Here is a 22,413-nt window from a genome sequence, read left to right as displayed (position 1 = left end):
AAACGGCAATGGATGCTGCTTTTCTGTTGCGTTGATGCCGACTCAGAAGCGCTCGTCCGGGCTCAGGTAGCGCCATTGTCCTTCTGGCAAGTTTCCTAGTTTGACACGACCAATCCGCACGCGCTTCAAGCCTACCACGCGCAAGCCGACCATCTCGCACATGCGGCGGATCTGGCGTTTCTTGCCTTCGCGCAGGGTAAAGCTGAGCTGTTCGTCGTTCTGCCAACGGACTTTGGCCGGCAGCAGCGGTTTGCCGTCCATCCACAGGCCGTGGTTCAGACGCTGCAAATCGCTGTCCGGCAGGCGGCCAGGTTTGGTGTACTCAACGCGGACCAGGTATTCCTTGTCAACGTTGGTGTTTTCGCCAATCAGCTGCTTGGCCACGCGGCCATCCTGGGTCAGCACCAGCAGGCCGACCGAGTCGATGTCGAGGCGGCCGGCCGGCACCAGGCTGCGTAGCTGGTTGCGGTCGAAGCGTTCCGGCGAGCGGTCTTCGGCCCAGCGGTTCTCCGGCTTGATCAGGACCACGGCGGGCTGGTAGCCATCTTCGGCCTGGCCGGATACATAGCCGACCGGCTTGTTGATCAGGATCGTGACGCGGCGCGCCTGTTCGGCAGCGGCCTGGCGCTCCACGGTGACTTTCTGGCTTGGGTAGACCTTGGTGCCCAGTTCGGACACGACCTGGCCATCCACGCGCACCCAGCCCTTGGCGATCCATTCATCGGCCTCACGGCGGGAACACAGGCCCAGTTCGGACATGCGCTTGGAAAGGCGTAACAATTCTTCGGACATCAGATTTTCAGTACTTCGAGTAAGTCGGTTTCCAGCTGGAGCTGGGTACGGGCATTGGCCAGGGCAGGGCCGTCGACAATGAACACGTCTTCCACGCGTTCGCCGAGGGTCATGATCTTGGCCGTATGCAGGTTGATCTTGTATTTGGTCAGCACATTGGCGATCGAGTACAGCAGGCCGGTGCGGTCGTTGGCCGCCACCGACAGCAGGTAGTACTGGCCACGTTCATCGGGCCGCAGGTCGACGGTCGGCTGGATCGGGAAAGTGCGCGACAGGCGCGACAGGCGGCCCTTGCTCGGCGCCGTCAGCGGCCCTTGCGTGACCAGCAGCTCGCACAGCTCATGCTCGATCAGGTTGATGATGTCGCGGTAGCTCTTGGCGAAATTCTGTTCGGTGACCAGGAAGGTGTCGAGCGCATAGCCGTGTTTCGTGGTGTGGATCTTGGCATCGAGGATGCTGAAGTTCTTGCGGTCGAAGTAGGAGCAGATGCGCGCGAACAGGTCGGGCTGGTCCTTGATGTAGACGGCCACCTGCAAGCCTTCGCCGATCGGTGCCAGGCGGGCTTTCACCACCGGCTGGTCGCTGTCCAGGCGGTCCCACAGTGCGCGCGTCTGCCAGGCGATATCGCTGGCGTCGTGGCGCAGGAAGTAGGCCAGGTCGAGCTGCTTCCACAGCGGTTCGTGCGCATCGGGCGGCAGGCCGTACAGGCGCAGGGTGGCCAGCGCTTCCTGCTGGCGGTTCTTCAGCTCGCGGTCGGCGGAATGCGGCTCGCCGCCCAGCACGCGCAGCGTCATCTTGTACAGGTCTTCCAGCAGCTTGCCTTTCCAGGCATTCCAGACTTTCGGGCTGGTACCGCGGATGTCAGCCACCGTCAGCAGGTAAAGCGCGGTCAGGTGGCGTTCGTCGCCGGCTGTTTTCGCAAACGCCTGGATCACGTCCGGATCGGACATGTCCTGCTTCTGCGCCACGTGCGACATAGTCAGGTGCTGTTCGACCAGGAAGGACACCAGTTCCGTGTCTTCCTCGTTCATGCCGTGCTCCTGGCAGAACTGCTGCACGTCGGCCACGCCCAGTTTGGAGTGGTCGCCGCCGCGGCCCTTGGCGATGTCGTGGAACAGCGCTGCCACGTACAACAGCCACGGCTGCGGGAAGTTCGCCATCAACTGCGAGCAGAACGGATATTCGTGCGCGTGCTCGGTCATGGTGAAGCGGCGCATGTTCCTCAGCACCATCATGATGTGCTGGTCCACCGTGTAGACGTGGAACAGGTCGTGCTGCATCTGGCCCGTAATCTTGCGGAAGCTTGGCAGGTAGCGGCCCAGGATCGACAGCTCGTTCATCCGGCGCATATTGTGGATGATGCCTTGCGGCGCCTGCAGGATGCGCAGGAAGTAAGCCTTGTTGACCGGGTCGGCGCGGAAGTCGGCATCGATCTTGAAACGTTCGTGCCACAGCGCGCGCATGGTGCGGGCCGTCATGCCTTTCAGGGCAGGGCGCTCGCACAGCAGCACGAAGATTTCCATGATGGCCGACGGCGTTTTTTCAAACGTATCGTCGTCGTTCATGTCGATCATGCCGTTTACTTCGTTGAAGCGCTCGTTGATGCGCACCGTTTCCTCGTCATGCGGGAACAGGTAGGACTCGATATTCTGCAGCAGGATGGTGTTGAGCTGCACCACGGTCTTGGCGGCCCAGTAGTAGCGCTGCATCAGGTATTCGCTGGCGCGGCGCATGTGGACGCCCGTGCCGGTGGCCTTCAGGCCCAGGGTTTCGGCGACGGCAGTCTGCACGTCGAACACCAGCCGGTCTTCGCGGCGTCCAGCCACCAGGTGCAGGCGCACGCGGATATCCTTGAAGGCGCGTTCCTTTTCCATCAGCTGGCGCGCTTCGGTCTGGGTGATCAGGCCGCGCACGGCCAGGGTGCGCCAGGAGTTGGCCAGGCCGGCTGCCTTGGCCATCCACAGGATCACGTGCAGGTCGCGCAGGCCGCCCGGGCTTTCCTTCACGTTCGGCTCAAGGCTGAACGGCGTGTCTTCGTACTTGGCATGGCGCTGGCGCATCTCGATGGTCTTGGCCTCGAAGAAGGCGCGCGGGTCCATGGCCTTGTTGTAGGCGTCCTGCAGTTGCGCGAACAGCACCATGTTGCCGGTGATGATGCGCGCTTCGAGCAGGCTGGTTTGCACCGTGATGTCGGCCTTCGATTCGGCCAGGCATTCGTCGATGGTTCGGATGCTGTGGCCGACGTCCAGGCCCAGGTCCCACAGCAGCTGGACGAATTCTTCCAGCTTGCCGCGCGTGGCATCGTCCGGCGCCTGGTGCAGCAGGATCAGGACGTCGACGTCGGAATAGGGGAAAAGCTCGCCGCGGCCGTAGCCGCCAACTGCCACCAGCGCCGCTTGCGGCGGCAGGCGGTTAGATGCCCAAGCTTGCGTCAGGACGTCGTCGACACTGCTGCGCAGGTTGCGCAACAGCTTCTCCGGCATGCCATCTTCATGGAAGTTGGCAATGATGCGCTGGCGGTCGGTCTTGAGCCGGGCCTTGAGCTGTTCCCGGAGGTCCTTCTTCATCGCGGCGTGGGGCATTCGATTCAGGCTGCGGCTTTTTCGGTGACAAATGCAGGCGGCGGCGGGCTGCCGGCGGACAGGGTGAATACTTCGTAGCCGGTTTCAGTGACAACCAGCGTGTGCTCCCATTGCGCCGACAGGCTGCGATCCTTGGTCTTGATGGTCCAGCCATCGGGCATTTCCTTGATTTCGCGGCGGCCGGCGTTGATCATCGGCTCGATGGTGAACACCATGCCCGCTTCCAGCACAGGGCCGGTGCCCGGCTTGCCGTAGTGGAGGATCTGCGGTTCTTCATGGAACACCTTGCCGATGCCATGGCCGCAGAATTCGCGCACCACGCTGTAGCCGTTTTTCTCGGCGTGCATCTGGATCGCGTGGCCGATATCGCCCAGGGTCGCGCCAGGCTTCACCTGCTCAATGCCCAGCCACATGCACTCGAAGGTCACGTCCGACAGGCGCTTGGCCAGGATCGACGGTTTGCCGATGAAGAACATGCGGCTGTTGTCGCCGTGGTAGCCATCCTTGGTGATGACGGTGATATCGAGGTTGACCACGTCGCCGTCCTTCAGCACCTTGTCGCCCGGGATGCCGTGGCAGATCACGTCGTTGACGGAGGTGCAGATCGCTTTAGGGTAGGGCGTGTAGCCCGGCGGGCAGTAATTCAGCGGCGCCGGAACGGTGCCCTGCACATTGGTCATGTACTCGTGGCACAGGCGGTCCAGTTCACCGGTGGTGACGCCGGCCTTGACGAAGGGGGTGATGTAGTCGAGCACTTCGGAGCCAAGACGGCCGGCCTCGCGCATGCCTGCGATGTCCTCGGGAGTTTTGATATTGATAGTCATGGGATATTGCTGTTCTGTACAGGGTACGCCACTCTGGGGCGTTATCAGCAAGATTATAAACGACAGCCTGGGCGCGCGCCCGGCGGCGGCCCTATGCCGATTTGCACCGGGCGGTGGCGGGAATCGATCAAAGGCGTGGCGCACGGATCACAGTTGACATGGAATTGTCACAATTGCACCGTAGCATCGCCAGACCCTAAACCAGAGCAATGAGGAGATTCGATGTCCACCAGCCGCCGCAAATTCCTTGGCATGGCCTCCGCCGGCGCCGCCAGCACCTTTTTCCCCGACCTGATCAGGCAGGCATTGGCGGTTCCCGCCTACAGCGCCACCGGCACCTTGGCCGACGTGCAGCACGTGGTCATCTTCATGCAGGAAAACCGCTCCTTCGACCATTATTTCGGCACCCTGGCCGGCGTGCGCGGTTTCAACGACCCGCGCGCCATCACGCTGCCAGGCGGGAAGGCGGTCTGGTACCAGCCCAACGGCACCGGCGGCTATGTGCTGCCGTTCCATTTCGACGCCAGGAATACCAGCGCGCTGTCGCTGGGCACCAACCATAGCTGGAAAGGCTCGCAAACCACCTGGCAGGGCTGGGACGCCTGGGTCAAGCAGAAAACGGCACAGAGCATGGGCTACTTCGACCGTGGCGACCTGCCGTTCTACTACGCGCTGGCCGACGCCTTCACTATCTGCGACGACTACCATTGCTCGATCTTCGGCGCGACCGACCCGAATCGCATGTATTCGCTGACCGGCAGCAACCAGAACTGGTTGGGCGCAATGGGCAGCTTGTACAACATCGACTCCGCCGGCTACTACAACAACGATCCGAAGTACGACAACATCACACCGAGCGTGACGGCCAGCGCGCCGAACTGGCGCACCTATGCCGAAGTGCTGGAAGCGAACAGCGTGAGCTGGAAGGTCTACCAGGAATGGGATAACTACGGCGATAACTACCTGGCTTATTTCCGCAATTTCCGCGTCAATGCCGACGGCACGCGCCTGTCGGAAAGCAGCCCGCTATACCAGAAAGGCCGCGTGATCGCGCCCGGCTCCACGGAAACCAATGCGCGCGGCACCAAGGGCGACTGGCTGGTGAATTCCTTTGCCGACGACGTGCGCAACAACCGCTTGCCGCAAGTGTCGTGGATCGTCGCGCCGAACGATTACACCGAGCATTCGCCAAACTCGCCGAACGCCGGCGAGAATCTCACGGCGCGCCTGCTGGCGGCGCTGGTGGCCAATCCGGATGTCTGGTCGAAGACTGTTTTCCTGCTTACTTACGATGAAAACGACGGCTTCTTCGACCACATCCCATCGCATATGGCGCCGCTGAATACCGGCATGGGCCGCAGTACGCTGGCCGACAATGGCCAGTACGAGAACTACAACGGCGTGCCGGTCGGCCTGGGCCCGCGCGTGCCGATGCTGGTGATTTCGCCATGGAGCAAGGGCGGGCGCGTTTGCTCGCAACTGTTCGACCATACCTCCAAGCTGCGCTTCCTGGAGGAGTGGCTGGTGGCTGGACTCGGCAAGCAGCGCGGCAGCATCGCCTGCGAGAATATCTCACCGTGGCGCCGTGCCGTATGCGGCGATTTGACCTCCGCCTTCGATTTCAAGACGCCGAATGCGAACTGGCCGTCAACCGTGCCCAAGTCGACCACCTATCAACTGGTGTCGGGCAAGCCTTACCCGCAGCCGCCGGCCGTGCAAACCCTGCCGGCACAAGAGGGCGGCAGCCCGCGCTATTCCTGCGCCTTGCCTTACGCCTTTGCCGCCACCGCACGCGTGGCTTCGTCGAAACAGGTGGAACTGTCCATGTTCAACCTGGGAGCGGCCGGCAGCGCGTTCATCGTCTATTCCCAGGCCCGCAGCGACGGCCCCTGGTACTACACGGTCGAAGCCGGCAAGAAAATCGAGCGTGAAGTCTGGAATTGGAGCACGCCGAATTATCACCTGAACGTGCTTGGCCCGAATGGCTTCCAGCGCGAATTCGCCGGCGTGCTGGCGCTGGCCACGGCAACTGGCGGTGCCCGTCCTGAGGTGTGGCTGAATGCGAACCCGTCGGCGATGACGGTCGACGTCGTGCTCTCGAACCTGGAAGGCGGGCGCGCGGCCACTTTCCGCGTTGGTGATAAGGCTTACGGCCGCGCTTCGACCAGCCATACGGTGGCCGCCGGCCAGCAGGCGACGGTGAGCGTGCCGGTCGCCTCCAGCTACGGCTGGTATGACCTGGCCGTTACCTGTGATTTTGACGCGCAATACCTGCGCCGCATGGCGGGCCGCGTTGAAAATGGCCTGGCAAGCCGCACCGACCCCGTGCTGGGCCGCACCGCGACCGGCCCGCAAGCCACTTTGACGGCCAGCGCCGGCACCGTCGTGCGCGGAACGCCGATCAGTTTTGCCTACTCGGTGCCGGCGGCGCAGGTGAACAGCAAGAATTGGATCGGAATTTACCGGGTTGGCGTAACGCCCGGTTCTACCGCATCGCTGTCCTGGCAGTACGTCACATCTGGCAGTGGTACGGCGACGTTTGCCACGACTGGCCTGGCGGCTGGCAGTTATGCCGCGTGGCTGCTTTATAACGACGGCTATAGCTCCCTGGTCAGCCCCGTGGCGTTCTCGGTGACCTGATGAATGTGTGCGATTGTGCCGATTTCCGCACTTCGCACTTATAAATTCATCAAGACTTGCACAATCGTGCGTGATTTACTTTCCTTTCTTTACAACAAGAAACGGAGAGACCGAAATGCGATTGAAAGTTGCAACTGCAGCAGCGATGTTGTTGGCCAGCCTGTTTGCGCAGGCTGGTATTCCCTACAAGGACAGCGTGTATGAGTTCAAGCAGCCGGGTGGCGAAAAGCTGCGCGTGCACCTGGACGGTAACGATTACTACGCCGAACAGCGCACCGACGATGGTTCGCTGCTTGTCTATGACGCCGCCAAGAAGGGCTTTTGCTATGCCACCGTGAACGCCGCCGGGGACGACCTGGTGTCGACCGGCGTGCTGGCCACCAACGCCAAGGTGCGCAGCCTGGGTGGAACCGCCAAGAAGCAGGAAGGCCTGACCCCGGAAGCCCGTGCCCGCAAGGCCAAGGAGAAGTTCGAGAAGGTGAATAACCGCTCGCTGGAAAGCGCTCGCAAATCCGCCAGTATTGCGGCCAGCGCGCCGCAGTCCCTGGCGGCCCCGGTGACGGGGCAAGTGAAGGGCCTGACCGTGATCATCGACTTCCCGGATGTGCCGGGTACGATCACCCAGGCGCAGGTCAATTCCTTCCTGAACGACATGCCTTATACCGGCTTTGGCAACGCGCAATCGGTGCGCGGGTATTGGCAGTCCGTCTCCGGCGGCAAGCTGGATTACACCAACACCACAACGGTGTACTACCGCGCCAAGTACAACAAGGCCTATTACGCCGACAGCAGCCTGGATTCCGGCGTGCGTTCGCAAGAGCTGATCGCGGAGGCACTGAACTGGCTGGAATTCAAGCAGGGCTTCAATTTCGCCTCCTTGAGCGTGGATGCCAACAAGCGCATTCGTGGCCTGAACTTCTTCTATTCCGGCGGCTCGGATAGTGCGTGGTCGAAGGGCCTGTGGCCGCATATGGGCTGGTTGAACAAGCAGTTCTGCGCGGACGGTGTCTGCACCGGCTACTACCAGATCACCAATATGGGCAACAGCCTGGCGATCGGCACCTTCTCGCACGAGACGGGCCACCTGGTGATGGGCTGGCCGGACCTGTATGACTATGACGGCAGTTCGGAGGGCTCGGCAGCCAGCTATTGCATCATGGGCTTCGGCAGCATTGGCGCGCAAAGCCAATATCGTCCGGTACCGCCAAATGGCTTCTTCCGCTACCAGGTCGGCTGGGATACGGTCACCGAGCTGAACCCGGCTTTGAATGCCAGCGCACCGAAAGGTCGCCTGAGCCATACCTCCGGTTCGCATAACCTGTATCGTTGGACCAACCCGGCCAAGACCGACGAAGCGTTCTACGTGGAAGCGATCTACAAGTCCGACCAGAACCTGTACCAGCTCGGCTCCGGCCTGGCAGTGTGGCACATCGACCCGGCGGGCAACAACTCCGACGAGTGGCATCCTTACGTGCAGATGGAGCACGCCGACGGCCGCCGCGATCCGGAGTACAACGTGAACCGCGGCGATGCGACCGACCTGTATGACGGCGCAATCTACAAGGCCTTCTACGATACGGTGCCGAACAACTACGCCAGCCGCGGCACCAACTCGCGCTGGTGGAATGGCGCCGGTTCCAACTTCGGCCTGGCCAACATCAGCGCCGCCGCGCAGACGATTTCCTTTGATGTCGTAAAAGGCGACGGTACGGCCGGCGGCGAGACCTACACCGGCTACCTGTCCGGCACCAATGCCTCCGCCATCCACCCATCGCCATATTTCTACTATAACGGCGGCACGATCAAGGCCAATCTGTCCGGCCCATCGAATGCCGACTTTGAGTTGAAGCTGGAGAAGTGGAATGGCAGTGCGTGGGTCCAGGTGGCTTCGTCGACCAGCCCGACGTCGACCGAGGCAATCAGCTATAGCGCCGCGGTAGCGTACTACCGGATCACCGTGTACTCGTACAGCGGCTCCGGCAACTACACCCTGACCGTCACGAAGTAAGTCGCCTATGGCGAGGGTGCCTGCTGGCCGCCAGCTTTCTGCATGGCGGCCAGTCGGGCATCAACTGCGGTCAGCAGCGCTTCGGTACGCTGGCGCTGCGCCGCCACATCCCGCTCGGCCGTCGTAAGATAGCGAGCTGAATCGAACGCGGCGTGATAATTCTGAACCAATGCTGCGTAGACCGCCCCCACGCCCAGAACGGTGCTGAGGGAAGCCCCCACGACGATTTTTTTCAAGCTGGCGATCGAGGCCTCAATTCGATCAAATCTGGCCTCCGTAGCCCTTTGTCGCTCTTTGGATACCGCCACAAAGTCATCCATGCGTTGCCCAAAGGCTATTGTCCAGATGTTTTCGCGCTCCACAATGGCTGCCTCGCGTTCAGCGGCCCGCTCTGCAATTTCGCTCATGCGCTGCTCGAAGGCTTTTGCACTGAGGGCTTCGCGCTCCCGTGCAGCGGCGGCGCGTTCATCGGCCCGTATTGCAAGTTCGCGCATGTGCTGTTCGAGCGCTTTCGCCCGAATGGCTTCACGCTCACGCGCCGCAACTTCGCGCTCGCGCGCTGCAGCTTCGCGCTCGTCAGCCCGCGCTGTGTATGCTTCAATCGTGGAGCGGAACTCCGCGAGTTTTGCGTCCGAGCGCCCCTCAGCAATGACGAGGGTGGAGTCAACATACTGTTTGGTTGCTGGATCCATGATTTCATCTTCGGCGGGTAGGGGAGTGATGTCAACCAGGCTCATGAGGTCACCTCGTGGCGTTTCCCCATTGTGGCGACGCTCACCACCCACCGCTTAGACGCGGATCAAGCTTTGCTGTCCTCCGCCTTGAAATGGGCAACGAGGGCGTTGGCGTGGCCATGGCCCATGCCGTGGCCGGTCTTCAGCGCCGCCACCATGTCCATGTGCTTCAATCCTTTCATGCCTTTGAGCAGCTTGAGCCAATGGTCGATAGGCTTGCCGTACTTCGCTTCAATGGAAGGGAAATAAGAGGAGGGCGATCCCATGGCCGCCTCCTTACTGTTCAACCAGCAAAGCCAGCAAGGCCAGCGACTGCTGCCAGCCCAGGTAGCACTGTTCGGCAGGAATCACGGCTGGCACGCCTTCCTGGGTGATGTCGACTTCCGTGCCGCAGGAGACCGCGCGCAAGCTGATCGTGGTCTGCATCTGCCCCGGCAGGTTCGGGTCGTCGAACACCGCGCTGTAGCGTATTTTCTCGCCCGGATGCAACTCCAGGTATTCGCCGCCAAAGGAATGGGTGAAGCCGGTGCCGATGTCGATGAACGACATGCGGTACTTGCCGCCCACCCGGGCATCCATTTCGTGGACTTCGCCCAGGTAGCCATTCGGCGGCAGCCATTTGTTGAAGGCCGCAGCAGTGGTCCATGCCTTGTAAATTCGGTCCGGGGAAGCGCGCAGTACGCGGTGCAATTTGATGGTGTTCGTAGCCATTTCGATTCCTTTCGTAAGAGGTGTTTGCAATCCTACGACGAATTGGAACTGAAGAAATCGACAAGCGACTCAAATAGGGATTCTATTTTTCCAGGGATGCACTGGTTGGATCCAAACGGCCTTTCGCGACAATCTCTGCTGCCAGGCCGCTGCTCTGAGCCCCATTATTGGCAGCTTTGGCAAGGAAGGGGAGCAGGTCGGCCGCATTTGCCCGCAGCGCTTCCGGCGATGCTTCGCGCAATACCACCAGGGCGTTGATGGTGCCATTATGGTCGGCCAACTGTTTTTCGGCGTGGTCGATGACCTGGGGAACCAGTTTGGGGTCATTGTTCCATTGGCGAACCAGTTCGGTGGTTGCCTTGACCCGTGCAGTCTTCTCCTGGGCGTAGATTTGCGTAAGCAGCGCTTGGCGCGAACGTTCGAGATCGCTCAAGGCGGCGGTTGCTTTGTCGCGTTGTTCCTGGTTGCCGCTCGCTTGGACAGTTTCAAGCACTGCGGTGGCACGTAGGCTTTCGGCGAGGTGGGTAACCAGGTCTTTATCGGCGAAGGCCAGCATGGTGAGTAAGGCGGCGTCGCGGGTTTCCTGCTTCTGCAGATAAGGAATGAACTTTTCAATGGTTTGTGCTGTGGCAAGCTTGCTTTGTAGGTAGGCGACGCCAACTTGCAATACCGAAACAACGATCGCCACCGTCGAAACGATCGCAGTCAACCGCGACGATTTATTGCGCTCGAATTCGAGTCGCTCACGCTCGAGTCGCGCCCTGTCAGCTGAGATGGTGTCAGGTTGCGCGCTCATTTGAGTAGCCCAGACAGGTTGGCCGGCACGTATTTTCCGGCCTTCGGGCCAGGATTGCGATTGACGCTGTCCAGGGTCATGCGCTGATGAACTGAGTCGTGGATCATCAGGCCTGGCGTCTCTGCAAAGTTACGGAGTGTCGAGTTGCCGCGCCCCAGTTTCCACATCGTTCCCGCCATGGTTCATGCGAGGCCGCTCTGAAATCAGGTGTCAATTTGAAGGCAGGATTATCGAGAAAGAAGAGGCCGATTCTTTGCTCTAGCTCGCGCATTGTCCAATTCAGCGCGCCATCCGCCAGTCCGCATTCGGCATAACCTCCACCTACGTCGGAATGAGCACCTGGGAACAGCATCTGGGTTACATTGGACGTTTGGGCCCAGAACGAAGGGATGAATGCATCACGCTGCTCGTCGACTGCAATTGCATGCAGGCCATGCAGAACCTTGTCGGATAGTTCGTTCGAGACGAATTTGAAAGCGTCCGACTTCGGTCCCAGGAAGCTGGGCACGCCCATCGCGCCGACGGTATCCCAGACGGCGACGGCGGCGATTGATGGCACAGTCGTGAAGTCGCTGTCGGTGAGGTGATTCTTTGAGAGGTAGGCTGGCAAGTCGGAAATGACTTCTGTAAAACTGGCCAACAGGCCGTGCGTGCTCGTGGGAACGACCTTGGAGCGGTAGCGGAACCAGGCTTGCGCGCCTTTGCGATAGGCTTGTTCCTTGTCCGTGGTGTGTTCTTTGTTCAGTACCCCCTGGTCGGCGATCAGCCCGGCCAGTGCACGGGCGGTGTAGGCGCCCCGACTGAAGCCGGCGATCACGATCTGGTCGCCTTTCTCGTAGTTGCGGGAAATGAAGGTATATCCGCGGACAATTCTCGAAATGACGCCGGTGCCGAATGCTCCGCCGATCACCTGCCTGATCTTATTGCGCGAATCGCCGACGCCATGGATGTATTTCGCGACCTGGAGCAACTTGCCGTTGCTATCGTGATAACTTGATTCCTGCTCCTTGGCCAAGCCCGTTGACATCGGATCATGTACGCCTTGCAAGTTGCCAAACAGCTTGAAGACATTGGTGGGATCCCAGACCCCATCATCGTTGTCATCCTGGTCAGGTGCATTCCAGGTCCCGTCTGCGCAGAACACGATGAACTTGCTCATGGCGCCACCCCTGTGCGGTGTTGTGCAGGAATGATCCTATTCTGCGCCGGAAAATTCGCGAAAATCTCCCCAAAAATCACACTCGGGGCCGCGTCCCGCCACTCGGAATACTTGCCGCACGGGGCGAAGCAATAGTACAATCTATGGTTGCCTGACCTAGCGTCTTGCAATAGCAGCAAATTTTCTTATTTTATAAACCCGAATCCCCCCAACAAGGGTGCCCGCAAGGGTCACTGGGAGGATTCCAGACCCAACCCTGGAGTAAATAATGTCTGTAACGATGCGTGAAATGCTGGAAGCCGGCGTCCACTTCGGTCACCAAACCCGTTTCTGGAACCCAAAGATGGCTCCGTTCATCTTCGGCCACCGCAACAAGATTCACATCATCAACCTGGAAAAGACCCTGGCCATGTACCAGGACGCGATGAAAACCATCCGTCAAATCTCCGCTTCCCGTGGCACCATCATGATGGTTGGCACCAAGCGCCAGGCTCGCGACATCATCGCTGCTGAAGCTCAGCGCGCCGGTGTTCCGTTTGTTGACCAGCGTTGGCTGGGCGGCATGCTGACCAACTTCAAGACCATCAAGACCTCGATCAAGCGCCTGAAAGACATGGAAGCCGCTATTGAAGACGGTTCCGTCGAGAAGCTGTCGAAGAAAGAAGCGCTGCTGTTCCGTCGCGAACTGGACAAGCTGCAGAAATCCATCGGCGGTATCAAGGATATGGGCGGTGTTCCTGACGCAATCTTCGTGGTTGACGTTGGTTACCACAAAGGCGCGATCACCGAAGCCGCTAAGCTGGGCATCCCAGTGATCGGCGTGGTCGATACCAACCACTCCCCAGAAGGCGTGACCCACGTTATCCCTGGTAACGACGATTCCTCCAAAGCGATCACCCTGTACGCCCGCGGCGTGGCAGACGCGATCCTGGAAGGCCGCGCTAACGCCACCACCGAAGTCCTGGAATCGATCAAGACTGCGGCTGGCGACGAGTTCGTGGAAGTTAACGAGCAGGCTTAATTGCCTGGCTGCCGCAAGGCAGCTTCAGCTTGAGAAAGGGGTGGCCCACCAGCTCCCCCTTTTTTTTAAACAGAATCCCCCGGAAGAGCTGGCTGCCTTTGGCGCCGCCCCGGACTGAATCCCAAACCGAATACAGGAGAAACACATGGCAGCAATTACTGCAGCAATGGTAGGCGAACTGCGCGCAAAAACCGACGCGCCAATGATGGAATGCAAAAAAGCGCTGACCGAAGCCGGCGGCGACATGGACAAAGCGGAAGAGCTGCTGCGCGTTAAGTTGGGCGGCAAGGCTGCCAAAGCTTCCGCACGCATCACCGCTGAAGGCGTGGTTGCTTCCCACATCGCTGGCAACATCGGCGCCCTGGTTGAAGTGAACTCCGAGACCGACTTCGTTGCCAAGAACGACGACTTCCTGGCCCTGGCTGCCCTGGCTGCCAAGCTGGCCGCTGAAAACAACCCGGCCGACGTTGCTGCCCTGCTGGCCCTGCCAGCTGGCAACGGCCAGACCCTGGACGAAGTGCGCGCTGCCCTGGTGGGCAAAATCGGCGAAAACATGTCGATCCGTCGCTTCCAGCGTTTCGAAACCACCGGCAAGCTGGCGTCCTACCTGCACGGCACCAAGATCGGCGTTATCGTCGAGTTCGACGGCGCCGACGAGCAAGTTGGTAAAGACGTGGCCATGCACATCGCCGCAATGAAACCGGTTGCCCTGTCGTCCGAGCAAGTTCCTGCCGACCTGATCGCTAAAGAGCGTTCGGTGGCCCAGGCCAAGTCCGACGAAGACGCAGCTGCTGCTACCGCCGCTGGCAAGCCAGCCCAGCCAGCAGACATCGTTGCCAAGCGTATCGATGGCGCCGTTGCCAAGTACCTGAAAGAAGTGTCCCTGATGAACCAGGCTTTCGTGAAGAACGACAAGCAGTCCATCGAGCAGATGCTGAAAGCTGCCAACACCACCGTCAAGGGCTTCACCATGTACGTGGTTGGCGAAGGCATTGAGAAGAAAGTTGACGATTTCGCGGCGGAAGTCGCAGCCCAGATGGCTGCCTCCAAAGGCGCTTAATCAAGAGAACGGGCCGAAAGGCCCGTTTTTTTAAGCCTGCTGCAAAGGGTTGTTAAGCCTTTTTTAAGGCTTTCAATCATGAATCAAACGGTGGACAATGGCATTTCCGTTATCATTGCCGCCGAAGCCACACCGAACAAAACATTTAAAAGGAGCCCCAGCTCATGTCAAAACCAGCCTTCAAGCGCGTCCTCCTGAAATTATCCGGCGAAGCCCTGATGGGCGATGACCCGTATGGCATCAACCGCGGCACCATCGAACGCATGGTGGCAGACGTCGCCGAGGTAGCAAAGCTGGGCGTTGAACTGGCGGTCGTGATTGGCGGCGGCAACATCTTCCGTGGCGTGGCGCCTGGCGCCCAGGGCATGGACCGTGCTACCGCCGACTACATGGGCATGCTGGCCACCGTGATGAACGCGCTGGCCCTGGCAGACGCCATGAAGCACGTGGGCGTGACCGCGCGCGTGATGTCGGCGATCGGCATCGAGCAGGTGGTCGAGCCTTACGTGCGCCCGAAAGCGCTGCAGTACCTGGAGGAAGGCAAGGTCGTGATCTTCGCGGCCGGCACCGGCAACCCGTTCTTCACCACCGACACCGCAGCGGCTCTGCGCGGCTCGGAAGTAAGTGCGGAGATCGTGCTGAAGGCCACCAAGGTCGACGGCATCTACACCGCCGATCCGAAGAAGGATCCGAACGCCACCATGTACCGCAAGATCAGCTTCGATGAAGCGATCGCCAAGCACCTGCAAGTCATGGACGCCACCGCGTTTGCGCTGTGCCGCGACCAGAAACTGCCGATCAAAGTATTCTCCATTACCAAGCCGGGCGCGTTGATGAACGTGATTATGGGCGAGGAAGAGGGTACACTGGTTCACGTTTAAAATATTTCAAGTAATTGCAACAGGAGAGCAGCAATGTCTATCGCTGACATTAAAAAGAATACTCAAGACCGCATGGTCAAATCGCTGGAAACCCTGAAGGCCGACCTGGCCAAAGTGCGTACCGGCCGCGCCCACGTGGGCATCCTGGACCATGTGATGGTGGACTACTATGGCAACCCGACCCCGCTGAACCAGGTTGCGAACCTGACCCTGGTCGACGCCCGCACCATCGGCGTAGCCCCGTTCGAAAAGAAAATGGGCGCCGTCATTGAAAAAGCGATCCGTGATTCGGACCTGGGCCTGAACCCAGCCTCGCAGGGCGACATGATCCGTGTGCCGACCCCGCCGCTGAATGAAGAGCGCCGCAAGGAAATGGTCAAGCTGTGCAAGGGCGAAGGCGAAGACGCCAAAGTCGCCGTGCGCAACATCCGCCGCGATGCCAACGAAGGCTTGAAGAAGCTGGTGAAGGACAAGGCCATTTCGGAAGACGAAGAACGCCGCGCAGCCGATGAAGTGCAGAAGCTGACCGACAAGTTCATCGCCGACATCGACAAGACCGTCGCCGAAAAAGAGAAAGAAGTCCTGACCGTCTAAGGTCCCGAAACCGGGGAGGATGGGGGCATTGCCCCTGCCTCCCCGGATTTTTAGTTTACACACCTATGAAATATTCGAGTTCGACAACCGCAGTTCCTGATGCGCCGAACGTGCCGCGGCACCTGGCGATCATCATGGACGGCAACGGGCGCTGGGCAACCAAGCGCTTCCTGCCGCGCGTGGCGGGCCACGTCAAAGGCGTGGAGGCGGTACGCACCGTGGTGGAAGCCTGCGCCGAGCGCGGCATCGAGTACCTGACCGTCTTCGCCTTCAGCTCGGAGAACTGGCGCCGGCCGGAGGAGGAAGTCTCGCTGCTGATGAGACTCTTCGTTACCGCCCTGGAGCGCGAGGTGTCGAAGATGCATGCGAACAACATTCGCCTGAAGGTGGTGGGGGACCTGTCGCGCTTCGACCAGAAGCTGCAGGACATGATCGCCAATGCCGAGCGCAAGACCGCCAACAACACCCGCATGACCGTCACCGTGTGCGCCAACTATGGCGGACGCTGGGATATCATGCAGGCAATCGGCAAGATGGTGGCCGAGCATCCGGGCACGACCGATTTCTCGGAAGAGCAATTGGCGCCGTACCTGTCGATGGCTTATGCCCCGGAGCCGGACCTGTTCATCCGCACCGGCGGTGAAGAGCGCATCTCCAATTTCCTGCTGTGGCAGCTGGCCTATACGGAATTGCACTTCACCGACACTTACTGGCCCGACTTCAATGCCGAACGCCTGGATGAGGCGATTGCCTCCTACCAGGGCCGCGAACGCCGCTTTGGCCGCACTGGCGACCAGCTGGCAAAGAAAAGCTAATAAGAGCTAATAACAATGCTGAAAACCCGCGTGATTACCGCCGTCCTGCTGCTGGCGGTACTGTTGCCCGTCCTGTTCTCCGGCTACCAGCCAGCGGTGAACGTGGTGGTGGCCGTGTTCTTTGCCGCCGCCGTGTGGGAAGCCTTCCGCCTGTTCAAGAACCGCGCCGCGATTGTCGTGGCGGCGGCCTGGACGGCAGCCTTTGTCTACACCTTCTTCTTCAACGACGGCCTCGGCCAGGCCAGCTTCTGGCTGGCGATTGGCGCCGCCATCTGGCTGATCCGCTTTGCGCCGGCCCTGAAACTGGGCCTGCCGCCGGCTGAAGGCATGGGCAATACCATGCTGAGCATGGTGTATGCGGTGACCCTGGTGGCCTGCTTCGTCGCCATCCTGCTGCTGTTCGCGCGCGGTCCGGTCTACCTGCTGTCGGTGATGGCGGTAGTGTGGGCGGCCGATATTTTTGCCTATTTCTCCGGCAAGGCGTTCGGCAAGCACAAGCTGGCGCCGACCATCTCGCCGGGCAAATCCTGGGAAGGCGCGGTAGGTGGCCTGCTTGCGGTGCTGCTGCTGGCCGGCGTTACCGTGCTGCTGGCGCCATCAGTGCCGCTGTTGCAGGATACCTTCGCGGTGCGCCTGGCCGGCCGCATGGGGTGGGGCATCATGCTGGCAGTGCTGGTGCTGATCGTCGCAGCCTCCATCGTCGGCGACCTGTTTGAATCCATGCTCAAGCGCCGCTCCGGCATGAAGGACAGCAGCAACCTGCTGCCCGGCCACGGCGGCGTGCTTGACCGTATCGACGCGCTGGTGCCGGTGCTGCCGATTGCTGCGTTGATCACCCCCAGGCTGTTCTAAGGAATTTCATGCAACGCATTACCATTCTCGGCGCCACCGGTTCGATCGGCGTCTCCACGCTGGACGTCATCGCGCGCCATCCGGACCGTTATTCCGTCTATGCGCTGACCGCCCATAGCCGCGTTGACGAACTGGCCGCCCAGTGCATCCAGTTTCGCCCGGTCCGCGCCGTGGTGGGCAGCGCTGCCGCCGCCGGCCAATTGGGCGCCTTGCTGCGCGCCGCCGGCTGCCGCACCGAAGTGGAGTGGGGCGAAGCTGCGTTGTGCGCCGTTTCCGCCGCCGCCGAAACCGATGCCGTGATGGCCGCCATTGTCGGCGCCGCCGGCCTGGCGCCAACCCTGGCTGCCGCCCGCGCCGGCAAGAAGGTCATGCTGGCCAATAAGGAAGCGCTGGTCATGTCCGGCCAGTTGTTCATGGATGCCGTGGCCGAAAGCGGCGCCGTGCTGCTGCCGATCGATTCCGAACACAATGCGATCTTCCAGTGCCTGCCGCAGGGCTTTGGCCGGGTGCCGGCTGCCGCTGGCGTCACCAAGATCCTGCTGACGGCTTCCGGTGGCCCGTTCCTGAAGCGCGATGTCGCTACGCTGGAAAACGTGACTCCGGATGAAGCCTGCAAGCACCCGAAGTGGGTCATGGGCCGCAAGATTTCGGTCGATTCCGCAACCATGATGAACAAGGGCCTGGAGGTGATCGAGGCCCATTGGCTGTTCGGTGCCCCGGCCGAGCAGATTGAAGTGGTGATCCACCCGCAGTCGGTGATCCACTCGATGGTGTCCTACAACGACGGCTCCGTGCTGGCGGAGCTGGGCAACCCGGACATGCGCACCCCGATCGCCCATGCCCTGGCTTACCCCGAGCGCGTCGCCTCCGGCGTGGCGCAGCTGGACCTGACCCAGGTTGGGACCCTGCAATTCGAAAAGCCTGATTTCAACCGCTTCCCCTGCCTGGCGCTGGCTTTCGATGCCCTGCGGGCAGGCGGCACGGCGCCGGCCTTGCTGAATGCGGCCAACGAGGTGGCGGTACAAGCCTTCCTCGACCAGCGCATCGGCTTCCGCCGCATTGACCGGGTGATCGCCCAGGTCATGGAAGAATTGCCGCACGGCGCGGCCAGCAGCATCGAGGCGGTGATGGCGCAGGACGCGCTGGCACGGACGGCAGCAGAACGGATAATCGCCGGATAATCGGCCCCCCCGAACCATGGACGACGCTTTCCGCACCATCCTCGCCACGATTGTCTGCCTTGGCTCCCTGATCATCATCCACGAGCTTGGGCACTACCTGGTGGCCCGCTGGTGCGGCGTCAAGGTGCTGCGCTTTTCGGTCGGCATGGGCCGCATCGTCTGGATGCGCAGGTTCGGCAAAGACCAGACCGAATGGGCCATTTCCGCCATTCCGCTGGGCGGCTACGTCAAGATGCTGGACGCGCGGGAACAGGATGTATCCGACTTGCCGGCCGAAGACCTGGCCCGCGAATTCACCCGCCAGAACGTCTGGAAGCGCATTGCCATCGTGGCTGCCGGCCCGTTGGCCAACTTCCTGCTTGCTATCGCCCTGTACGCGGGCCTGTACATGTCCGGCGTGCGCGAGCCGGCTGCCCGCATCGCCGAGCCGGCGCAGGCGACGGCCGCCGCTGCCGCCGGCCTGCACCGGGGCGACCTGGTCAAGTCGGTCAATGGCGAACCGGTGCAAGGCTGGTCCGAGCTGCGTTGGGCCATCATCCAGTCGGCCATCCACAAGGAGGGCATGGCGCTGGTCATCGAACGCCCGGGCTACGGTAAGCTGCGTGTTGCGCTGCCGGCCGAAGCTGCCGGCCAGGTCAAGCTCGAGGACGACGTGCCGGCCGTGATCGGCCTGGAGCTGATGCGCCCGCCGCCAGTCATCGGCATTATGGAGCAGGGCGGTGCCGCCCAGCGCGCCGGCATGCTGCAGGGCGACGTGGTGGTGGCTGTGGATGGCCAGCAGATCGAAGACGACCGCGCCTTCGTGGCCGAAGTGCTGCGCTCCCCGGGCCGCAAGCTGGTGGTGACCGTGCTGCGCGACGGCCGCCAGCAGCGGCTGGAACTGACTCCCGACGCGGTGGAAGACAAGCAGGCAAACAGCAAAGGTCTTGTAACAGTCGGTAAGATCAAGGCCGCGCTGGTAGGTCCGGTTGATACGATAGTGGTGCATTACGGCCCGCTGGATGCGGTGGCCAAGGCGACGCGCCAGGTAAAAGAAATCTGCACCATGACGGTTCGCATCCTGGGCCGCATGATTACCCTCGAGCTGTCGCCAAAGCATATTACCGGCGTCCTGACCATTGCCCAATATGCCGGGGAGACTGCGAAAATGGGCGCCGAGCCATTCATTGCCTTCGTCGCCTTTATCAGCGTGAGCCTTGGACTGATGAATTTGCTGCCAATTCCTGTTCTGGATGGGGGGCATTTGCTGTATTATTCGCTGGAAGTTTTGACCGGGCGCCCCGTTTCCGAGCGCTTTGGCGAAATGGCGCAGCGTATTGGACTGGGATTGCTGGTGTCATTAATGGCGCTGGCGATATTTAATGACCTGGTCCGGCTGCTTTAATTTTTTTCGATTTGCCGATGAAATTACACACTGATCGTATCGCTCCCCAATTCCGCCGCACCCTGGTAGGCGCTGCCGTCCTGGCCATCTGCTCCGGCAGCGCAATCGCCGCCGAGTCGTTCGTCGTCAAGGACATCCGTGTCGAAGGCATCCAGCGTACCGAGGCCGGTACCGTGTTCAGCTACCTGCCAGTGCGCGTGGGCGAAACCTTCAGTGACGACAAATCCGTAGCCACCATCAAGGCCCTGTATGCGACCGGCATCTTCAAGGATGTGAAGCTGGAGCGCGACGGCAATGTGCTGGTGGTGATCGTGGAAGAACGCCCGGCCATCGCCAAGGTGGACTTCAAGGGTACCCACGAATTCGAGAAAGACATGCTGGTCAAGGCGCTGAAGGATATCGGCGTCGGCGAAGCCAAGACCTTCGACAAGGCATCGGTTGACCGCGCCGAGCAGGAATTGAAGCGCCAGTACCTGTCGCGCGGCCTGTACGGCGTGAAAATCACCACCACCGTGACGCCGATGGAGCGTAACCGCGTCAGCATCGACTTCGAAGTCGATGAAGGCGACGTGGCGCGCATCAAGCAGATCAATATCGTCGGCAACAAGGCTTTCAGCGACAAGGAGCTGAAAGAGCAGATCGCCCTGAATACCGGCGGCTGGTTCAGCTGGTACACCAAGTCCGACCAGTATTCCAAGACCAAGCTGAATGGCGATATCGAGACCCTGAAGTCCTGGTACCTGGACCACGGTTATATCGAGATGAACGTCGATTCCACCCAGGTCTCGATCACCCCGGACAAGAAGGACATCTACATCACCATCAATATCACTGAAGGTGAAAAGTACACTGTCTCCGACATCAAGTTCGAAGGCGAAATGTTCGGCCGTGAAGACGAGCTGCGCCAGCTGGTGCTGCTGCAGAAGGGCAAGCTGTACTCGGGCAAGCTGCTGACGTCCACCAACAAGCTGATCACCGACCGCCTGGGCACCTTCGGTTTCGCCTTCGCCAACGTGAACGCCAACCCTGAAATCGACCAGGCCAAGCGCGAAGTCGCGTTCACCTTCTTCATCGATCCGGGCAAGCGCGCCTATGTGCGCCACATTAACATCTCGGGCAATACCACCACCCGCGACGAAGTGATCCGCCGCGAGTTCCGCCAGTTCGAATCGAGCTGGTACGACGCCTCCAAGATCAAGCAATCGCGCGACCGCGTCGACCGCACCGGCTACTTCAAGGATGTGACCGTCGATACGCCGGAAGCGCAGGGCACCTCCGACCAGGTCGACATCAACCTGTCCGTGGTCGAGCGCCCGACCGGCAACTTCCAGATCGGCGGCGCCTTCTCGCAGGCCGAGAAGTTCACCTTCAACGCGGCGATCCAGCAGGCCAACTTTGCCGGCTCGGGCAATACCGTCGGCCTGGAACTGAATACCTCGAAGTACAGCCGTACCATCGCCTTCTCGCATACCAACCCGTACTTCACGCCGGACGGCATTTCGCGCAGCTATGAGCTTTACCTGCGTACCTTCCGCCCGCCTGCAGTCAACACCGGCCTGTACACCATCAAGCAGACCGGCGGCCGCGTGAGCTTTGGCGTGCCGTTCTCCGAACAGGACACCATCTTCTTCGGTATCGGCCTGGAAAAGTCGAACGTGGAAACCGACGATTCGTCGCCGACCTACTTCAAGCAGTACGTGCGCGACCTGGGCGGCCCGTCGACCGGTGTCGGTTCGGTCAACGCCTACTCGGTGCCGCTGACCGCAGCCTGGGCGCGCGACAGCCGCGACTCCGCCATGACCCCGACCCTGGGTTATATGCAGCGCATTAACCTGGAACTGGACGCGATCGGCGAATCGAAGTACTGGCGCGCGGTGTACGAGACCCAGTGGTACAAGCCTGTGACCAACAAGATCACCCTGGCGCTGAAGGGCGAGGTCGACTACGGCCGTGGCTTCGGCGGCAAGAACTATCCGGTCTTCAAGAACTTCTACGCCGGCGGCATCGGCTCGGTGCGTGGCTACCAAAGCTCCTCGCTGGGCGCGGTCGACCCGCGTTATGGCGATTCGCTGGGCGGCGCTTCGCGCCTGATCGGTAACGCCGAACTGCAGATGCCGTTCCCCGGCCAGGGCCAGGACCGTTCGCTGCGCTGGTTTGGCTTCCTCGACGGTGGCCAGGTCTACGCGGAACGCCAGAAGATGCGCCTGTCCGAGCTGCGCTTCTCGGCCGGCCTGGGCTTGAGCTGGATTTCCCCGGTGGGCCCGCTGAAGTTGAGTTATGCTTTGCCTCTGAACGACAAACTGGGTGACCGCCTGGAACGCTTCCAGTTCCAGATGGGTACTGGTTTCTGATGCATTTAGTGCACCAAAGCAACTTATT

Annotated in this window: 19 protein-coding genes; 11 read left to right on the top strand and 8 right to left on the bottom strand. The window is 60.9% G+C overall.

Annotated features, from left to right (window positions below):
• Positions 1 to 42: 42 nt before the first annotated feature.
• From ASD58_RS18645 to map, 3 genes are read right to left on the bottom strand one after another with little or no spacing between them, the layout of a single operon-like run.
• Complete coding sequence (locus ASD58_RS18645) at positions 43 to 792, bottom strand: pseudouridine synthase (RefSeq protein WP_200951627.1); 750 nt, start codon at positions 790 to 792, stop codon at positions 43 to 45.
• Positions 792 to 3,359: a [protein-PII] uridylyltransferase gene (locus tag ASD58_RS18640; RefSeq protein ID WP_156401359.1), complete on the bottom strand. Its 2,568-nt coding sequence runs from the start codon at positions 3,357 to 3,359 to the stop codon at positions 792 to 794. The genes ASD58_RS18645 and ASD58_RS18640 overlap by 1 nt, the downstream gene beginning before the upstream one ends.
• Positions 3,360 to 3,379: 20 nt before the next feature.
• On the bottom strand, positions 3,380 to 4,198 hold the full coding sequence (gene map / locus ASD58_RS18635; RefSeq protein ID WP_057262721.1) for a type I methionyl aminopeptidase: 819 nt from the start codon (positions 4,196 to 4,198) through the stop codon (positions 3,380 to 3,382).
• 222 nt (positions 4,199 to 4,420) lie between these two features.
• On the opposite strand from map, the gene ASD58_RS18630 reads away from it, so the two are divergent.
• Together ASD58_RS18630 and ASD58_RS18625 are read left to right on the top strand one after the other, a co-directional pair.
• A complete protein-coding gene (locus ASD58_RS18630; RefSeq protein WP_057262720.1) occupies positions 4,421 to 6,838 on the top strand; it encodes a phosphocholine-specific phospholipase C in 2,418 nt (805 codons plus the stop codon).
• A 115-nt stretch (positions 6,839 to 6,953) separates the two neighbouring features.
• Entirely contained in the window at positions 6,954 to 8,846 is a 1,893-nt protein-coding gene (locus tag ASD58_RS18625; RefSeq protein ID WP_057262719.1) for a M6 family metalloprotease domain-containing protein, read from the top strand.
• Positions 8,847 to 8,851: 5 nt separating this feature from the next.
• On the opposite strand, the gene ASD58_RS18620 is transcribed toward ASD58_RS18625, so the two are convergent.
• From ASD58_RS18620 to ASD58_RS18600, 5 genes are all read right to left on the bottom strand, one after another.
• The gene (locus ASD58_RS18620; RefSeq protein ID WP_057262718.1) at positions 8,852 to 9,583 is read right to left on the bottom strand and encodes a hypothetical protein; all 732 of its coding nucleotides are present in this window, start codon (positions 9,581 to 9,583) and stop codon (positions 8,852 to 8,854) included.
• 62 nt (positions 9,584 to 9,645) lie between these two features.
• Positions 9,646 to 9,846 (bottom strand): DUF4287 domain-containing protein, encoded by a 201-nt coding sequence (locus ASD58_RS18615; protein WP_057262717.1) that lies wholly within the window; start codon positions 9,844 to 9,846, stop codon positions 9,646 to 9,648.
• Between the two features lie 10 nt (positions 9,847 to 9,856).
• The gene (locus ASD58_RS18610; RefSeq protein WP_057262716.1) at positions 9,857 to 10,291 is read right to left on the bottom strand and encodes an SRPBCC family protein; all 435 of its coding nucleotides are present in this window, start codon (positions 10,289 to 10,291) and stop codon (positions 9,857 to 9,859) included.
• An 82-nt stretch (positions 10,292 to 10,373) separates the two neighbouring features.
• A complete protein-coding gene (locus ASD58_RS18605) occupies positions 10,374 to 11,087 on the bottom strand; it encodes a hypothetical protein (RefSeq protein WP_057262715.1) in 714 nt (237 codons plus the stop codon).
• 106 nt (positions 11,088 to 11,193) lie between these two features.
• Complete coding sequence (locus ASD58_RS18600; RefSeq protein ID WP_057262714.1) at positions 11,194 to 12,246, bottom strand: DUF2235 domain-containing protein; 1,053 nt, start codon at positions 12,244 to 12,246, stop codon at positions 11,194 to 11,196.
• 268 nt (positions 12,247 to 12,514) lie between these two features.
• On the opposite strand from ASD58_RS18600, the gene rpsB reads away from it, so the two are divergent.
• The 9 genes from rpsB (at position 12,515) to bamA (ending at position 22,385) form a co-directional block, all read left to right on the top strand.
• Positions 12,515 to 13,267: a 30S ribosomal protein S2 gene (gene rpsB, locus ASD58_RS18595; protein WP_057262713.1), complete on the top strand. Its 753-nt coding sequence runs from the start codon at positions 12,515 to 12,517 to the stop codon at positions 13,265 to 13,267.
• A gap of 145 nt (positions 13,268 to 13,412) precedes the next feature.
• Complete coding sequence (tsf, locus tag ASD58_RS18590; RefSeq protein ID WP_057262712.1) at positions 13,413 to 14,327, top strand: translation elongation factor Ts; 915 nt, start codon at positions 13,413 to 13,415, stop codon at positions 14,325 to 14,327.
• A gap of 164 nt (positions 14,328 to 14,491) precedes the next feature.
• A complete protein-coding gene (pyrH, locus tag ASD58_RS18585; protein ID WP_057262711.1) occupies positions 14,492 to 15,208 on the top strand; it encodes a UMP kinase in 717 nt (238 codons plus the stop codon).
• Between the two features lie 33 nt (positions 15,209 to 15,241).
• On the top strand, positions 15,242 to 15,802 hold the full coding sequence (frr, locus tag ASD58_RS18580; RefSeq protein WP_057262710.1) for a ribosome recycling factor: 561 nt from the start codon (positions 15,242 to 15,244) through the stop codon (positions 15,800 to 15,802).
• A 65-nt stretch (positions 15,803 to 15,867) separates the two neighbouring features.
• Positions 15,868 to 16,617: a polyprenyl diphosphate synthase gene (gene uppS, locus ASD58_RS18575; RefSeq protein WP_057262709.1), complete on the top strand. Its 750-nt coding sequence runs from the start codon at positions 15,868 to 15,870 to the stop codon at positions 16,615 to 16,617.
• Between the two features lie 15 nt (positions 16,618 to 16,632).
• Positions 16,633 to 17,469, top strand: a complete 837-nt coding sequence (locus ASD58_RS18570) for a phosphatidate cytidylyltransferase (protein ID WP_057262708.1) — start codon at positions 16,633 to 16,635, stop codon at positions 17,467 to 17,469.
• An 8-nt stretch (positions 17,470 to 17,477) separates the two neighbouring features.
• Positions 17,478 to 18,650, top strand: coding sequence for a 1-deoxy-D-xylulose-5-phosphate reductoisomerase (gene ispC, locus ASD58_RS18565; RefSeq protein ID WP_057262707.1), 1,173 nt, complete (start codon positions 17,478 to 17,480; stop codon positions 18,648 to 18,650).
• 16 nt (positions 18,651 to 18,666) lie between these two features.
• A complete protein-coding gene (gene rseP, locus ASD58_RS18560; RefSeq protein ID WP_057262706.1) occupies positions 18,667 to 20,034 on the top strand; it encodes an RIP metalloprotease RseP in 1,368 nt (455 codons plus the stop codon).
• Between the two features lie 17 nt (positions 20,035 to 20,051).
• Entirely contained in the window at positions 20,052 to 22,385 is a 2,334-nt protein-coding gene (gene bamA, locus ASD58_RS18555; protein ID WP_057262705.1) for an outer membrane protein assembly factor BamA, read from the top strand.
• Positions 22,386 to 22,413 lie beyond the last annotated feature (28 nt).

The organism is Duganella sp. Root1480D1, assembly GCF_001427305.1.
Taxonomy (GTDB): Bacteria; Pseudomonadota; Gammaproteobacteria; order Burkholderiales; family Burkholderiaceae_D; genus Rugamonas.
This window is presented reverse-complemented; position numbering and strand designations above follow the sequence as displayed.

What these genes read in the sequence shown, in the direction of transcription:
- ASD58_RS18645 (WP_200951627.1), bottom strand. Translation starts at nt 792, where the DNA reads ATGTCCGAAGAATTGTTACGCCTTTCCAAGCGCATGTCCGAACTGGGC.
- ASD58_RS18640 (WP_156401359.1), bottom strand. Translation starts at nt 3,359, where the DNA reads ATGAAGAAGGACCTCCGGGAACAGCTCAAGGCCCGGCTCAAGACCGAC.
- map (WP_057262721.1), bottom strand. Translation starts at nt 4,198, where the DNA reads ATGACTATCAATATCAAAACTCCCGAGGACATCGCAGGCATGCGCGAG.
- ASD58_RS18630 (WP_057262720.1), top strand. Translation starts at nt 4,421, where the DNA reads ATGTCCACCAGCCGCCGCAAATTCCTTGGCATGGCCTCCGCCGGCGCC.
- ASD58_RS18625 (WP_057262719.1), top strand. Translation starts at nt 6,954, where the DNA reads ATGCGATTGAAAGTTGCAACTGCAGCAGCGATGTTGTTGGCCAGCCTG.
- ASD58_RS18620 (WP_057262718.1), bottom strand. Translation starts at nt 9,583, where the DNA reads ATGAGCCTGGTTGACATCACTCCCCTACCCGCCGAAGATGAAATCATG.
- ASD58_RS18615 (WP_057262717.1), bottom strand. Translation starts at nt 9,846, where the DNA reads ATGGGATCGCCCTCCTCTTATTTCCCTTCCATTGAAGCGAAGTACGGC.
- ASD58_RS18610 (WP_057262716.1), bottom strand. Translation starts at nt 10,291, where the DNA reads ATGGCTACGAACACCATCAAATTGCACCGCGTACTGCGCGCTTCCCCG.
- ASD58_RS18605 (WP_057262715.1), bottom strand. Translation starts at nt 11,087, where the DNA reads ATGAGCGCGCAACCTGACACCATCTCAGCTGACAGGGCGCGACTCGAG.
- ASD58_RS18600 (WP_057262714.1), bottom strand. Translation starts at nt 12,246, where the DNA reads ATGAGCAAGTTCATCGTGTTCTGCGCAGACGGGACCTGGAATGCACCT.
- rpsB (WP_057262713.1), top strand. Translation starts at nt 12,515, where the DNA reads ATGTCTGTAACGATGCGTGAAATGCTGGAAGCCGGCGTCCACTTCGGT.
- tsf (WP_057262712.1), top strand. Translation starts at nt 13,413, where the DNA reads ATGGCAGCAATTACTGCAGCAATGGTAGGCGAACTGCGCGCAAAAACC.
- pyrH (WP_057262711.1), top strand. Translation starts at nt 14,492, where the DNA reads ATGTCAAAACCAGCCTTCAAGCGCGTCCTCCTGAAATTATCCGGCGAA.
- frr (WP_057262710.1), top strand. Translation starts at nt 15,242, where the DNA reads ATGTCTATCGCTGACATTAAAAAGAATACTCAAGACCGCATGGTCAAA.
- uppS (WP_057262709.1), top strand. Translation starts at nt 15,868, where the DNA reads ATGAAATATTCGAGTTCGACAACCGCAGTTCCTGATGCGCCGAACGTG.
- ASD58_RS18570 (WP_057262708.1), top strand. Translation starts at nt 16,633, where the DNA reads ATGCTGAAAACCCGCGTGATTACCGCCGTCCTGCTGCTGGCGGTACTG.
- ispC (WP_057262707.1), top strand. Translation starts at nt 17,478, where the DNA reads ATGCAACGCATTACCATTCTCGGCGCCACCGGTTCGATCGGCGTCTCC.
- rseP (WP_057262706.1), top strand. Translation starts at nt 18,667, where the DNA reads ATGGACGACGCTTTCCGCACCATCCTCGCCACGATTGTCTGCCTTGGC.
- bamA (WP_057262705.1), top strand. Translation starts at nt 20,052, where the DNA reads ATGAAATTACACACTGATCGTATCGCTCCCCAATTCCGCCGCACCCTG.